14 protein-coding genes are annotated in these 13922 nt (G+C 56.9%); 12 read left to right on the plus strand and 2 right to left on the minus strand.

Annotated elements, in window-relative coordinates; all coding sequences use genetic code 11:
• Positions 1-7: 7 nt before the first annotated feature.
• The 12 genes from nosZ (at position 8) to KI617_RS12665 (ending at position 11297) form a co-directional block, all read left to right on the plus strand.
• Positions 8-2290 carry a Sec-dependent nitrous-oxide reductase gene (nosZ, locus tag KI617_RS12610; protein WP_226446775.1) on the plus strand — a complete coding sequence of 761 codons (2283 nt, stop codon included), beginning with the start codon at positions 8-10 and terminating at the stop codon, positions 2288-2290.
• 95 nt (positions 2291-2385) lie between these two features.
• Entirely contained in the window at positions 2386-2682 is a 297-nt protein-coding gene (locus KI617_RS12615; RefSeq protein ID WP_226446777.1) for a c-type cytochrome, read from the plus strand.
• A 111-nt stretch (positions 2683-2793) separates the two neighbouring features.
• Positions 2794-3564, plus strand: a complete 771-nt coding sequence (locus KI617_RS12620) for a c-type cytochrome (protein ID WP_226446779.1) — start codon at positions 2794-2796, stop codon at positions 3562-3564.
• A 102-nt stretch (positions 3565-3666) separates the two neighbouring features.
• Positions 3667-4641 carry a hypothetical protein gene (locus KI617_RS12625; RefSeq protein WP_226446781.1) on the plus strand — a complete coding sequence of 325 codons (975 nt, stop codon included), beginning with the start codon at positions 3667-3669 and terminating at the stop codon, positions 4639-4641.
• A gap of 5 nt (positions 4642-4646) precedes the next feature.
• Positions 4647-6005 (plus strand): nitrous oxide reductase family maturation protein NosD, encoded by a 1359-nt coding sequence (gene nosD, locus KI617_RS12630; protein WP_226446783.1) that lies wholly within the window; start codon positions 4647-4649, stop codon positions 6003-6005.
• Positions 6002-6877 carry a 4Fe-4S dicluster domain-containing protein gene (locus KI617_RS12635; RefSeq protein WP_226446785.1) on the plus strand — a complete coding sequence of 292 codons (876 nt, stop codon included), beginning with the start codon at positions 6002-6004 and terminating at the stop codon, positions 6875-6877. Before nosD ends, KI617_RS12635 begins: the two co-directional genes overlap by 4 nt.
• The gene (locus KI617_RS12640; protein ID WP_226446786.1) at positions 6874-7860 is read left to right on the plus strand and encodes a NapH/MauN family ferredoxin-type protein; all 987 of its coding nucleotides are present in this window, start codon (positions 6874-6876) and stop codon (positions 7858-7860) included. The genes KI617_RS12635 and KI617_RS12640 overlap by 4 nt, the downstream gene beginning before the upstream one ends.
• 109 nt (positions 7861-7969) lie before the next feature.
• Positions 7970-8821 carry an ABC transporter ATP-binding protein gene (locus KI617_RS12645; RefSeq protein ID WP_226446788.1) on the plus strand — a complete coding sequence of 284 codons (852 nt, stop codon included), beginning with the start codon at positions 7970-7972 and terminating at the stop codon, positions 8819-8821.
• Between the two features lie 2 nt (positions 8822-8823).
• On the plus strand, positions 8824-9315 hold the full coding sequence (locus KI617_RS12650) for a nitrous oxide reductase accessory protein NosL (RefSeq protein WP_226446790.1): 492 nt from the start codon (positions 8824-8826) through the stop codon (positions 9313-9315).
• Positions 9312-10139, plus strand: coding sequence for an ABC transporter permease (locus tag KI617_RS12655; RefSeq protein ID WP_226446792.1), 828 nt, complete (start codon positions 9312-9314; stop codon positions 10137-10139). Before KI617_RS12650 ends, KI617_RS12655 begins: the two co-directional genes overlap by 4 nt.
• Positions 10136-10630, plus strand: a complete 495-nt coding sequence (locus KI617_RS12660; RefSeq protein WP_226446794.1) for a TlpA family protein disulfide reductase — start codon at positions 10136-10138, stop codon at positions 10628-10630. Before KI617_RS12655 ends, KI617_RS12660 begins: the two co-directional genes overlap by 4 nt.
• A 112-nt stretch (positions 10631-10742) precedes the next feature.
• Positions 10743-11297, plus strand: a complete 555-nt coding sequence (locus tag KI617_RS12665) for a hypothetical protein (RefSeq protein WP_226446796.1) — start codon at positions 10743-10745, stop codon at positions 11295-11297.
• Positions 11298-11378: 81 nt separating this feature from the next.
• Here KI617_RS12665 and KI617_RS12670 read toward each other — a convergent pair whose 3' ends face one another.
• Both KI617_RS12670 and KI617_RS12675 read right to left on the minus strand, forming a co-directional pair.
• A complete protein-coding gene (locus KI617_RS12670; RefSeq protein ID WP_226446798.1) occupies positions 11379-11684 on the minus strand; it encodes a hypothetical protein in 306 nt (101 codons plus the stop codon).
• A gap of 6 nt (positions 11685-11690) precedes the next feature.
• On the minus strand, positions 11691-13754 hold the full coding sequence (locus KI617_RS12675) for an HD domain-containing phosphohydrolase (RefSeq protein ID WP_226446800.1): 2064 nt from the start codon (positions 13752-13754) through the stop codon (positions 11691-11693).
• Between the last annotated feature and the right edge of the window lie 168 nt (positions 13755-13922).

The following is a 13922-nucleotide window of genomic DNA, read 5'->3' on the forward strand; positions in this document are numbered from 1 at the left end:
ATTCAAGATGAAGAAATTTGCAGTGAAAACCACCGCGCTGCTTCTGGCAGCTGGTTTTGCAGCAACGGCATGGTCTGCCGAATCGCTGCAGGACGTGATGAAGCGTCGCAACCTTAGCCAACAGGACCTGCTGGCTGCTTCGAAGACCTACGTCCCGACCGGCAAGCGTGACGAATTCGTCGCCTTCAGTTCTGGCGGCCAGTCCGGCCAGATCATTGTGTATGGCATTCCGTCCATGCGCATCCTCAAGTACATCGGCGTCTTCACGCCAGAACCGTGGCAGGGCTACGGCTTCGATGAAAACTCCAAGGCTGTGCTGCGCCAGGGCAACATCGATGGCAAGGAAATCAACTGGGGCGATACGCACCACCCGGCCATGTCCGAAACTCAGGGCAAGTACGACGGCCAGTTCCTGTTCATCAACGACAAGGCCAACCCGCGCCTCGCCGTGATCGACCTGCGTGACTTCGAAACCAAGCAGATCGTGGTCAACCCGATCTTCAAGTCGGAACACGGCGGCGCCTTTGCCACGCCGAATACCGAATACGTGATCGAAGCCGCCCAGTACGCCTCGCCGCTCGAGAACAAGAAGTTCTACCCGCTCGAAGAGTTCAACGAGAAGTATCGCGGTGGTATCACCTACTGGAAATTCGACCGCAAGGAAGGCCGCCTCAATCCGAAGGAATCCTTCTCCCTCGAACTGCCGCCTTACAGCCAGGACTTGTCCGACGCTGGTAAAGGCCCGTCCGACGGCTGGTCCTTCACCAACTCCTTCTGTTCCGAGCGTTACGTCGGCGGCATCGAAAAGGGTCGTCCGCCGTATGAAGCCGGTTGCTCCGCCAAGGACACCGACTATCTGCACGTGATCAACTGGAAGAAGGCGGCCGAACTGGTTGCTCAGGGCAAGGCCAAGAAGATCAACGGCCACAACGTGCTGATGATGGAAACGGCAATCAAGGAAGGCATCCTCTTCCTGGTTCCGGAACCGAAGTCGCCGCACGGCGTCGACGTGACCCCGGACGGCAAGTTCCTGACCGTCGCCGGCAAGCTCGACACCCACGTGTCCGTCTATTCCTTCGAGAAGATCCAGGCCGCCATCAAGGCCGGCAAGTTCGAATCCAAGGATCCGTACGGCATTCCGGTCATCGGCATGAAGGATGCGCTTCATACCCAGGTTCAGCTCGGCCTCGGTCCTTTGCACACCCAGTACGATTCGAAGCCCTGTATCGCTTACACCTCGCTGTATGTCGATTCGCAGGTCGTCAAATGGAATCACTGTGACGGCAAGGTACTCGACAAGATCTCCGTGCACTACAACATCGGTCACCTGATGACCATGGAAGGTGACTCGGCTGATCCGAAGGGTCGTTACCTGGTTGCGCTGAACAAGCTGGCCATCGACCGTTTCGTGCCGGTTGGTCCGCTGCACCCGCAAAACCACCAGCTGATCGACATCTCGAACGACAAGATGCAACTGTTGTACGACATGCCGCTGCCGCTGGGCGAGCCGCACTACGTAGTGGCCATCGAAGCTTCGAAGCTGAAGCCGGGCGTTCGCTACAAGGTCGGTACCGATTCCCGCACCGACAAGCCGCATCCGGGCATGGTTCGTGCTGGCGAAGAAGTCACGACCAAGAAGGGCAACAAGATCGAGGTCAAGGGTACGCTGATCCGTTCGCACATCACGCCGGAAACCATCGAAGCTGAAGTTGGCGACGAAATCACCATCCACCTGACCAACCTCGAACGTGCCCAGGACGAAACCCACGGCTTCACCGTTTCGACCATGAACGTGCACGCTTCGGTTGAACCGGGCAAGACGGTAACCGTCAAGTTCAAGGCTGACAAGGAAGGCGTGTATCCGTACTACTGCACCGAGTTCTGCTCCGCACTGCACCTTGAAATGCAGGGTTACTTGCTGGTCAAGCCGAAGGGCTGGAAGCCGGGCAAGACCGAAGCAGCCAAGGCCGTCTATACCGAAGCCGACTATAAGGCCACGGTGAAGAAGGTTGCTGACACCCAGGTCGTCATTGATTCCGTCGTTGGTTACATCACCAGCGTCAACTTCAAGGACTTCCCGGATGTGGTAGCCATGGTCGAAGATGCAACGGACCAGCTGAACAAGATGAAGGAAGCCAAGGCCAAGCACGAAGCCGCAGCCGGCAAGAAGGATTGGGACCAAGCCAATCTGTGGGCTGAGCAAGTTTGGCAATACCAGGTCAAGGCAGCCGACATCGGCCTGCGTGCCAAGACCTACCTTGAGCAGAACGGCGCCAAGAAGGTCAAGTAAGCAACAAACTTGATCTGACTTAAGGCATTTAGCGGGGGACAGAGTCAATCTGTTCCCCGTTTCACATTCAGGAGGGAATAACCATGAAATTTGTAATGACTTTGATCGCCGCGGCACTCGTCGCCTCACCCGCCTTCGCCGCTTTGGATGGCGCTGCCCTGTACAAGGACAAGACCTGCAACGCCTGTCACGGCCCGAAGGGTGACAAGCCCTTGATGCCGACTTACCCGAAGGTTGCTGGACAAAACGCCGCCTACGCCGAACAGCAAATCAAGGACATCAAGAGCGGTGCCCGTAACAACGGCCAGACGGCCGCCATGAAGGGTGTTCTGCATCTGGTCAATGACGAAGAAATCAAGGCCATCGCCGAGTATTTGTCTAAGCTCAAGTGATCGAAAGAGGCCGGCATTGCTGGCTTCTGACCAATATCAAAGAACGCTGATACTCAAGATGAAACAATGTCTTAAGCGTTCCGGAACATTTGCCATAAAAGGAAACCAAACATGAAAGCATCACTCCTTTTGATCAGCCTGCTGTCTGCAGGTATCGCGTTTGCCGCCCCCCCCGCCCCGAAAACCGAAGGTATCGAAGGCAAGGATTACAAGTGGAATGCACAAGCCGGTGAAAAGGTCGAAGCACTGACCAAGAAGGGCGACAAGAAGCGCGGCGAAGAAGGTTACGAGACCTGTGGCGCCTGTCACCTTCCCTCTGGCGCCGGTCGTCCTGACGGCACCTTCCCGCAGCTCGCCGGCCAGCACACCACCGTGCTGATCAAGCAGATGGCCGACATCCGTGCCGGTCTGCGCGACAATCCGACGATGTACCCGTTTGCTGCCACGCTGACCGACGCGCAAGAACTGGCTGACGTCGCCGCTTACATCGAGAGCCTGTGCATCCCGTTGGACCATGGCCATTACGACTCCAAGCCGGGCGACAATGTGGACAAGAACTGGAAGGCTCCGGCTGACACCGAAAAGCGCTTGGCCGAAGGTAAGGCCCTGTACGAGAAGGAATGTCTCGAGTGCCACGGCAAGAACGGCGAAGGCGTCAAGGAAAAGTTCTACCCGGTGATCGCCGGCCAGCACTACAAGTACCTGCTGCGTCAGATGACCGAGATTCGTGACGGCCATCGCCGCAACGCCAATCCGGATATGGTCAAGATCATCAAGAAGTACAACAATGATCAGTTGATCTCCATCTCGGCCTACCAGGCCAGCCTGCAGATGCCAGGCAATATGTGCAAGCCGAAAGCTGGCGCAGCCAAGAAGAAGTAAAATGCCGTAACGGGGCAGCCGGAGCCTTGCGGCTGGGCTGCCCTTTTTTACAGGCATCAGAGAATGCCAAGACAATCATGTAACGAGGACAGAGATAGCATCATGGAAAAACAGAATCGGATTGTTGGCGGGCTAAGCTTTATCGCCCTGGTTTGCTTGGTTGCCGCATACTTTGCGCCCATCTGGTGGGTTTCCCTGACTGCTCCGAATTACCCGCCCGACGCCTTCCCCGATGGCATCCGCATCCATTTCCATTTTGATGGCGTCTATAACGGCTGCAAGGCAGCTGGCAAAGGCACCCGGATGGCCAACGAGATCATCCAGAAAGACCTCGCTCACGACGATGAGCGCTACAACCCGATCACCGATGCCACCAAAAACGTAGACAAAGGCGCTGAAGGCCTTGATTGCGTTCATGAAATGAACACGATCAACCACTATGTCGGCATGTTCCCGATCGCCACTGGCGCACCGGTCGAGAAACCGTTGGCCAAGTTTTTCTTCGGCTTCTTTGCTGTGATGATGCTGGCCTTCGCGATGGCCAAGAAAAAACCACGTTTAATTATTTTGAGCGCAGGTTTCGCTGCCGTCGCCGCTTGGATGATTATCGATCAGTTCGTGCTCGGCCACCTCGAAAGCCACGTTCAGGCCTACATGCAGGAATCCGGCACTTTCTTCAAGGACATGGACCGAATCCAGGTTTGGGGTGACAACGTCCGCAACGTTTCGAAAATCGTTATTTTTGGCCTGATTGCAGTCATGCTGATTGTCATTGCCGCAACAGCAAAGATTCGTCCCTTCCAGTTGCTGCTGGCACTGGTTCCGGCCTTGCTTCCACTCTTCTTCGTGATCACCTACGCCGGCTGGCTGTGGTTCTTCGGCCACAACATGCATCCGTGGGGTGCCTTCACCGTCAAACCCTTCATGCCCACCGTGTTTGGTGAAGGCAAGGTCGCTCAATTCTCGACCTTCTCTTACCCGTACTGGGGTTATGGCCTGCTGGTAGCGATTTTCGTCTGCATGATGCTGGCCCTCCTGATACGCCGCAAACAGCTACGCGAAGGCACCGCCGAGTAATCAGTGTGGCCTGCCTGCACAATCTGGCCAGGCTCAGCCTGGCCACCACGCTCCTCCTGGTCCTGACCACTGGCAACACTGAGACACAATCCGATCTGCCAGCCGGCATGGGCGCCCGTGCCAACGTTGATCGTCCCAAGCCGACCTTCATGTTGCATGAACGCGACAAGCGCGTGCATGGCTTGAAGCCGTTCCAAGACTTGGTAGACCGCGCCGAACCCGGTTCGGTGCTCAAGCCCCCTCCCGGCGTCTATGCTGGCCCGGTCTCCATTAACAAGCCACTGACCATCGACGGTGGCGGCAAAGTGACTATCGACTCCGGTGACAGAGGCACGGTGATGATGCTTAACGCCAGTAATTCCGTGGTGCGTGGCCTGCACCTGACTGGTTCCGGCGACTCGCACGATACCGACGACTCCTGCCTGGATGTCAAAGGCGATCGAAACACGATCGAAAATATTCAGATCGACAACTGCCTGTTTGGACTCGATCTCAAGCAGTCGAACAACAACGTCATTCGCGGCAACAGCATCCGCTCCAAGGATCGCGAACTCGGCGTCCGTGGCGACGGTCTGCGCCTGTGGTATAGCAACGGCAATCTGATTGAAAAAAATCAGATTATCGACTCACGCGACATGGTGGCTTGGTACTCGCACAAGAACGTTTTCCAGGGCAATCTGGGCAAACGTTCCCGCTACTCCATCCATTTCATGTTCGCGAACGACAACGTCGTCGAGCGCAACGAGTTTTACGACAACGCCGTCGGTGTCTATTTCATGTACACCGAAGGCGGCGTCGTCAAAAACAACATCATTTCACATGCCACCGGCGCTACGGGCATGGGCATCGGTTTCAAGGAAGCCTCCGGTACGATCATCGAGAATAACGAGATCATCTACTGTGGCGTCGGCATCGGTTCCGACCTCTCGCCCTTCCAACCCGACAGCACAATTGAAATACGAGGCAATCGCTTTGCCTACAACGGCATTGGCATCCTGTTCAATAGCGAAACAGGTGGCAACAACATGCTCAACAATGTGTTTGAGGGCAACCTGACCCAGGTAAGTTATGGCGGACACGGCGACAATAACAACAGCCCGAAAAACGTCTGGATAGGCAATTACTGGGACGACTATCAAGGCTTCGACCGCAACGGCGACGGCATCGGCGACAAGACCCATGAGCTCTACGCCTACGCCGATCAGATCTGGATGGAACTGCCGATCGCACGTTTTTTCCGTAGCTCGCCCGTCATGGAACTCCTGGATTTCCTTGAACGCCTTGCTCCCTTCTCCACCCCGGATCTGATTCTGCGCGACGAAAAGCCGCGCTTTGTCAAACCTGCACGGATAGCCACATCATGAGCGACGACAGCACTGACGACGACAATGGCAACCGCAAGCCGGCCTCTAACTCAAAACCCGCAGTTTCGATTGCCAAGAAGCAAACCAATCGTCGGCGTATCCTGCGCACTATTCTGCTGACGGGAGGCGTCCTCGGCGCCGCCGGTTCCGGTTTCCTGCCGCTGGTCTACGCCAAGAAAAATCGCCTGCGCCCGCCCGGCGCATTGGACGAGCAGGATTTTCTGTCGAGCTGCATCAAATGTGGTCAATGTGTGCAGGTTTGCCCGGTTGAGGCGATCAAGCTGGCTGACCTGGTCGATGGCATGGGCGTCGGCACGCCCTATATCGATGCCCGCCAGCAGGCCTGCGACTTCTCCTGCGATGCCGTGCAGTGCATTCTCGCCTGCCCGACCGGCTCGCTGACTTATCACAAGCCGGCCCATCTGAATATCCGGGCTGGTGCCGAACTATCTGGCAAGCCCATTCTTCTGGCCAAGGAAAAAGATGCCGAACCGACGCTGAATCTGGCCGAACGGATTGGCGTCGCCCGCCTGACCCGCCCGGAATCCTGCCTGGCCATGCAAGGCAAGGGCTTCAAGGGTACGGCGCGAGGTGCCAACTTCGATGGCAAGCTACGCTACATGTCGGTCGACCGCTGGAAACCGATCCCCGTCCGCGACTTCAAATATGACCGAGATGTCTGTGATCTATGCGAACAGGCCTGCCCGATCAAGGGTGCCATCACAGTGGAAATGGGCACCGGCAAGGATGGCAAGCTCAAGGGTATCCCTGTCGTGCATGAAGCCTGTGTTGGCTGTGGGGTGTGTGAAATGGTCTGTCCGACCGAGCCGGCCAGCATTGAAATCATTCCGGGTGAGGGGTGGCGAGCATGAGCGCTTTATCGCATAAACGTTTTATCGACCAGATCAAGGTGCTCTTCGGCGCAGAGCCAACCAAGCCGTCCAAGCCTGAAGACATCAGTCCTGCCGCACAGACGATTCACTTCTACAAGAAGGGCAACCGCGATCTGATCGCCGAAAAGCAGCACGCCCGTGCCCATGCCAAGCACAAAAACACCTGGCGTAACCGTCGCTGGGCAACGCTAATATTCGCCAATCTGCTGTTCGTGCTCTCCTTCGCGCTCGACATCCAGATTCTTGAAGGTGCCCTGACCGCCTCGCGCTTCATCGGCTTTCACCTGATCGACCTGAACTCGGCACTACAGGTAATGCTGGCTCACAAGCACATCATCAACAACCTGCTGATCGGTACCGGCACCGTGCTTGTTCTCTGGGTGTTGCTTGGTGGACGGACCTTCTGTTCGTGGGTCTGCCCCTACCACCTACTGGCCGAATGGGCCGAAAAGATTCACCTCTATCTGGCCAAGAAGAAGCTGGTTACTGACCAGACCATGGACCGCCGTCTGCGCACCGTGTTCTGGATCATCTTCGCCCTGCTTGCCTTGGCGACTGGCTATACCGTCTATGAAGCCATTTCGCCGACCGGCATTCTCTCCCGCGCCCTGATCTACGGGCCTGGGCTGGCCATGCTCTGGGTGCTGGCGCTGCTCTTTTTCGAAGTCTTCTTTTCACGTCGCGCCTGGTGCCGCTATGCCTGCCCGATCGGCCTGACCTATGGTGTCGTCGGCATCATTTCGCCAGTCCGCATCAAGTACAAACTCGATGGCTGTTTCCATGAAGGCGATTGCCGCAAGGTCTGCCTCGTTCCGCATGTACTCGATACCGTCATCAAGGGTCGCGCTGTCGAAACCGAAGTCGCCATCGGCCCGGATTGCACTCGCTGCGGTCTGTGTGTAGACGCCTGCCCGACCGGTTCACTGACTTTCGAAGTCAAAGGCCTTTCCAAGCTGGCCTGAAGCCTGCCATGGCCTGCCAAATGGCAGGCCCGGTGGGGCTGTGAGTCATTACGGATTTTTGATCGAAGTTCAATGTCGGCGGTTGTCACGCCCCCTATAATCTGGCCCCATGATCAAGTTCACCAACGTCGCCAAGACCTTTCGTAAAGCACGCGTACTCGATGGCATCAGCCTCGATATCGGCTTAGGCGAACGTGTCGCCCTGATCGGCTCCAACGGGGCCGGCAAAACCACCCTCATCCGCTGCCTGCTCGGCGAATACACCTATGATGGCAACGTCGCCATCAACGGCCTTGATCCGCGCAGCAACCGTACCGTCGTCCTCGGCAATATCGGCTTCGTGCCGCAACTGCCGCCGCCGCTAAAAATGCCGGTTGGCCAGTTGATCGAATTCTCCGCCTCGCTGTGTGGCACCGACCCGAAGCGCATTCACGATATCGCCAAGCGACTCGGCCTAGACATCGAAGCCATCCTGTCCCGTCAGTTCGTACGCCTTTCCGGCGGTATGAAACAGAAACTGTTGATCGCCATCGCTCTGGGCCGCGACGCCAAGGTGCTGGTCATGGACGAACCGGCCGCCAACCTCGATCCGGAAGCGCGCAAGATTTTCTTCGACCTGCTGGCCGAGCGCCTTGAAGATGCAACGATGATCATCTCCAGCCACCGTCTTGACGAGGTGTCGGCACTGGTCAATCGCGTCATCGAAATGGACATGGGCAAGGTCGTTCTCGACGACAAGGTAGCCGATGCCGTCACGCTGACCGCCAAACTGGCCTGCCGCATCGTGCTCAGCCGCTTCGAGCCGGCCTTCGCCAAGGCACTGGATGGCTGGAACTTTTCCTGCAGCGACGACAACCGCGTCTGGGAAGGCAACATCGCCGGTCCGGATCGCCTACGTTTCCTTGGCATCGTCTCCCGCTATACGGCACTGGTCAGTGACCTGTCGCTAGCCGAAAACTGATCATGTGCCAGCATCACCGCCGTGAATTTCTTGCCCGCTTCGGTGTTGGCAGCCTGCTTCTGACGCCACTGGCCCTGGCGCTGTCTGGCTGCAAGAAAGACAACTGGCCGGACGAAATGGTCGACATCAAGTGGGACCGCGATACCTGCGTAGTTTGTAACATGGTCATTTCCGACCGGCGTTTTGCCGGCGAAATGCGCGGCGGCCCGAACAAAACCGTATTCAAATTCGACGACCCCGGCTGCATGGCCATCTGGCTCAAGGAAAAAGCCGAAAAATATCCTTGGCTGGCCGATGCCTCCACCAGGATGTGGGTTGCCGACTACAACAGCAAGAGCCGCGACGAAATGAACTGGCTCGACCCTCGGCGCGCTTACTTCGTGACCCGCACCTCACCGATGGGTTTCAACTTCGCCGCCGTCGCCGCACCTTTGGCCGGCGCCCTCGATTTCACCGACATGCGCCAGCACGTACTGGCAAGGTTAAAAAAATGAAGCAACTGTGGCTCACCGCCAAACTCGATATCGTCGAATCGCTGCGTGCACGCTGGTTCCAGATCTACACATTGGTCTTTGGCGGCATCGTCGCGCTACTCTTCCTTTTCGGCCTGACCGAATCGCGCGTCCTCGGCTTCATAGGCCTCTCCCGCCTGCTCGTCACCTACATCCAGCTGACCATGGCCATCCTGCCGATCTTCGTGCTGATCACCACCGTCCGTTCGGTGGCCGGCGACCGCGAGGCCGGCGTCTTCGAATACCTGCTCTCGCTGCCGGTATCACTATCGGCCTGGTTCTGGGGCAAGATCGTCGGCCGCTACATCGTCGTCTTCGCACCGGTCTTCCTGGCCATGCTCGGTGCCGTCATCTGGGCGAGCATCCAGGACATCGAAGTACCGTGGGATATGTTCGGCTACTACACTGCCCTGCTCGCCGTCATGGCCATGTGTTTCCTCGGCATCGGCATGCTGATCTCGGCTATCGCCCGGACCACCGATATGGCGCAGGGCGCCGCCTTCATGGTCTGGCTCTTCCTGCTGCTTTTCCTCGATCTCATCCTGCTCGGTGTCATGATCCAGGGCAAGGTCGCGCCGGAACTCGCAGTCACGCTGGCCCTGGCCAATCCGCTGCAGGTCTTCCGCACCGCCGCGCTGGCGCTGTTCGATCCGCAACTGATCGTCCTCGGCCCCTCGGCCTACGTCATCCTCGACCTGTTCGGGACAACCGGCTACAAGATCTTCGCGCTGGCCTACCCGGCGGCACTGGGCATCATCAGCGCAGCGACTGGTTACTTCATTTTCCGTCGCGGTGATCTGCCTTGAGAAAACTATTTGCAACATTGGTTTTCTGCCTGTTTTCCGGGCTGGCTGTTGCTGACGAGTTGCCTTCATCAGCCCCGCTATTCGCTGCCACGCTCAACGACCTCGACGACAAGCCAGTCGCTCTGGAGCGCTACAAGGGCAAACCCCTGGTGGTCAATTTCTGGGCTCGCTGGTGCGGCCCCTGTAGAGCCGAAATTCCGGAGCTGATCAAATTCCGTGCCGCCCACAAGGGCAAGATCGAAGTGCTCGGTATCGGCATCGAGGACAAGGCCGAACCAGCCAAGGAGTTCGCCAAGGCTTACGACATGGACTATCCGGTCTTCGTCGCCAAGGAAAAGGGCATTCCATTGATGCAGGCCCTCGGCAACACCAAGGCCGGCTTGCCCTATACCCTGTTCATCGACCGCAACGGCCAAGTCATCCAGAAGAAAATGGGCATCGTCAAAAAAGCTGACTTTGACGCCATTCAGGACGCGTTGCTGAAAAAATAAGCCGCTAAGTGACCTGGGTCACAGACCCGCCCAGCGCAGATCACTATAGTCCTCCGGAATGCTCGCTCATCATGGCGGGACCATCTACGACAACCGTTCTTCCGGAGAAACCATGAAATTCCGCCGCCTTGCTTCCGCCATACTCCTCACAGGCCTCACGCTTGGCACGACCGCCAGCCAGGCTGACGGCCTGCGTTTCTTTCCGGGACTCGAGTCTGGCTTCAAATCCGCGCCCAGCCTGGCCCTGACTGCGGGCGTCATGAACGTCACCGCTGCCAATGACAATGCCAGCTTCGTCTATGGCCTCGATTTCAACATGAACTGTGGCCTGATCCAGACCCCGGACAACCGTATCCGCACTCACCTCCAGATCAACCGGGTTGACGACTCCGGCGTCAAGGCCACCTCCATCGAACTCTCGCCGCGCTACACCGTGCCGCTCGGCGGTGGTTTCTCCGTCGGTGCCGGCCCTGTTCTTGGCCTGGTCATGGCCGACAATGGCAATAACGACAAAAACCTGTTTGGCTATGGCGCAGTCGTCGGCGCCAATTTCCGCAAGGGCATCTACTACTCCGGCCTTGACCTGCGCTATCTGAACACTAAGGAGCGGGACAATGTCGAATTCGAAAACTGGGCGCTGATCGCCAAAGTCGGCATCAACTTCTGATCGACTGCAGACCAAAAGCAAACGGGGAAGGCTTGGGCCTTCCCCGTTTGCTTTCTGCCACTATCCAGGCACCAAGTTCGCCTATCTGAGCTTTGCCAGGAAGTCTTCCCGTGCCTTCGCCAAGGCTTCGCGCTGCTCTTGATCAACCAGACGATTACAGGTTTCGAAAAAAACATCGAAAGCAGCACACACCGTCCCCGAGTCTAGTCCGGCCGAATCATGGACTCTTCCTTCAGTGACAGGAACGTCAACGGATTTCAAAGTCGCAGAACGAGGAATGATGCGCGCCCCACCCCGCTCCGACGATGCCGTAAGCGGTCCTGTTTTTACATAAATCACGCCCTCGTATTCAAAGCGCGCGCCAATGGCGAGATGCTGTAGTTTCACGTTGATTTAGCCTGGAGAGGACCACGAGATCCATTCCGGACGATTTTCCGCCACATGGAACAGGGCTGCCACGACATGGCGATCGTACTTGCTGCCCGACTCGTTCAAGAGTCTATCGAGGGTTTCCTCCATCGGGACGCCAGCGCGATAGGCTCGAGCGCTGACCATTGCCACGAATGCATTGGCCACGGCCAGAATCCGGCTTTCCAGCAACAGTTCGGACTCTTTCAGCCCAGCCGGATAACCCGTGCCATCCAGATGCTCGCTTTTCTGGGCAATGACATTAATCACCGGCCCCTCGAAATCAATCACCTTGAGCACCTCAACTGAATGTTGTACATGAGAATGCAACAGTTGTTGCTCCTCGGTAGTCAGTGGTTCAGGCTTGATCAGCAACTCTCTCGGCAGGAACATCTTGCCAACATTGGCCAGTTTGGCGGCCATATCGAGTACCTCGACCGCTGCATCGTCCAGTTCAAGTTCGCGGGCGATGGCCCCTGCAACCATTGCCGTCCGCATCGAGTGTTCACCGCAATAAGGATCATGCGAATCGACGATACAGGTCAGTACCCCAACGACCTGTTTCATCAAAGCCTGCCGTTTGCTCTGTGCTTCCTGCTCGGCAGTCATATCACGGGACAGGCACAGCACCAGGCCCGATTCATCGGCACTTGGTATCGGCAATGCCGTGAAATATTGATGACATGCCATCGCGCCAGCTTCCAGATCCAGCATCCGCGAGACAGCTTTCGACGTTTTAGCGCTTTCAGCAATAATCGCCTCAATTCGGTGCGCAGCTGCAGGCCCGAAAACACTGGATAGCGTCTTTTCCCGGAGCGCATCGGGAGCCTCGTTGACCAAGGCACCAAACGCCTTGTTGCAGAATTTCAGGTGATCCCGTTCCACTGTAAAAACCAGATCAGGCGTTCCATCCACGACACTCTGCAACAAGGCAGACTGGGCGGCCAACTCCCGGGATTTCTCGCGCAGCGCCTCGGCGATAGAACGATCCTTGACGCTGGCCCCATGCCACCACGCGGCAACCAGACCAGCCGCAATCACCAGAACGCCAAAGATCAGCGAAGCGAGGAGAAAACGTTGATGATCCCTCGATTCCTTGAGCGCCTCGGCAGCATCGATTTTCTGGACAAGAACCCATGGAGCCTGACGGAAATCCCGGCTTACCATCAAAACCTCCCGGCCCGAATAGTCTTGCTTCAACGAGAACCCACCGGGTTTGCCCAAGGCCTCAGCCTCTGCCAGATTAGCCGTAGATGATGAAAGTCGCTTGCGTAGAGGCGCAGTGCCATCGGCCAATGGCGACACGAATGCAATCACCTCGCCTTCGCGCCGTACCAGCAAGGTTTCGTCAGCACTAGTTAATGTTCCCTTTCTCAGCAACAACGGAAATAGCTCGTCACGCGCCCGCTTGACGCCAGCCACTGCTGCAATTACCTGGGGTCCGGAAGCGCCGGGTTGTGCTGCGAAAACCGGAATGGCAAATCCCAGCACGACCTCGCCTCGGCCGTTTTCATAGAAATCCTGCAAGGTCGGTTTCCCGCTCTCCATGGCCTTAAGCAGAGTTGCCTTCAAGGTTTCATCGCTCTGAAAACCAGATGTCTCAACGACGACCTTGCCGGCTTTGTCGATAATGACAATACCGGAATCGGAAGTCGAAGCAACGTTGGCCGCTACCTTTGGTTGCCCGGACAACTTAGAAAAACCGCTTCTCTCAGCAGTCGTTTCAAGAAGGTTCCGGAGATAACCGGTTTGCGCTGCCTGAGTCTCGACCGAATCGCCGCTCGTTCCCTCCATCGCCTGAGATAGATAGAAGCGAAGCGAGGCGTTCTCAGCCAGTTCCCGAACCAAAGCGTACTGACTATCAACCCACTGGTTGATACTCTGGACTCGAGTTTCCGCGACCACCCCGAGCAGGGTTTCCCAGGCACGCAGATCTCGCTCCTTCTCGCTTGCCGCGTAGTGCACTACCGACCAGATGCCCACGACCAGCAGGATAACCAAGCCCAAAATCGCCGGCGCCCGATGAGTACGCAAATTGATGTTTTTCATGATATTTCAGCCGATGAAAGGAGACATTCATTCCTGGCCGGCGCAAAGCAAAAACGTGCAGGCACAGGCGCACAAGATGAGCCCAAACAATCTGTGACACAACTGCAAAGAATTGGAAAAATCATAGGTCTTCGCTCATGCTTTGACAATTGACAGCAAGCATTGGCA

Source organism: Ferribacterium limneticum (assembly GCF_020510625.1).
GTDB classification, from domain to species: Bacteria; Pseudomonadota; Gammaproteobacteria; order Burkholderiales; family Rhodocyclaceae; genus Azonexus; species Azonexus limneticus_A.

Excerpts from the sequence above, each read along its gene's own strand:
- nosZ (WP_226446775.1), top strand. The coding sequence starts at position 8 with ATGAAGAAATTTGCAGTGAAAACCACCGCGCTGCTTCTGGCAGCTGGT.
- KI617_RS12615 (WP_226446777.1), top strand. The coding sequence starts at position 2,386 with ATGACTTTGATCGCCGCGGCACTCGTCGCCTCACCCGCCTTCGCCGCT.
- KI617_RS12620 (WP_226446779.1), top strand. The coding sequence starts at position 2,794 with ATGAAAGCATCACTCCTTTTGATCAGCCTGCTGTCTGCAGGTATCGCG.
- KI617_RS12625 (WP_226446781.1), top strand. The coding sequence starts at position 3,667 with ATGGAAAAACAGAATCGGATTGTTGGCGGGCTAAGCTTTATCGCCCTG.
- KI617_RS12635 (WP_226446785.1), top strand. The coding sequence starts at position 6,002 with ATGAGCGACGACAGCACTGACGACGACAATGGCAACCGCAAGCCGGCC.
- KI617_RS12640 (WP_226446786.1), top strand. The coding sequence starts at position 6,874 with ATGAGCGCTTTATCGCATAAACGTTTTATCGACCAGATCAAGGTGCTC.
- KI617_RS12645 (WP_226446788.1), top strand. The coding sequence starts at position 7,970 with ATGATCAAGTTCACCAACGTCGCCAAGACCTTTCGTAAAGCACGCGTA.
- KI617_RS12650 (WP_226446790.1), top strand. The coding sequence starts at position 8,824 with ATGTGCCAGCATCACCGCCGTGAATTTCTTGCCCGCTTCGGTGTTGGC.
- KI617_RS12655 (WP_226446792.1), top strand. The coding sequence starts at position 9,312 with ATGAAGCAACTGTGGCTCACCGCCAAACTCGATATCGTCGAATCGCTG.
- KI617_RS12665 (WP_226446796.1), top strand. The coding sequence starts at position 10,743 with ATGAAATTCCGCCGCCTTGCTTCCGCCATACTCCTCACAGGCCTCACG.
- KI617_RS12675 (WP_226446800.1), bottom strand. The coding sequence starts at position 13,754 with ATGAAAAACATCAATTTGCGTACTCATCGGGCGCCGGCGATTTTGGGC.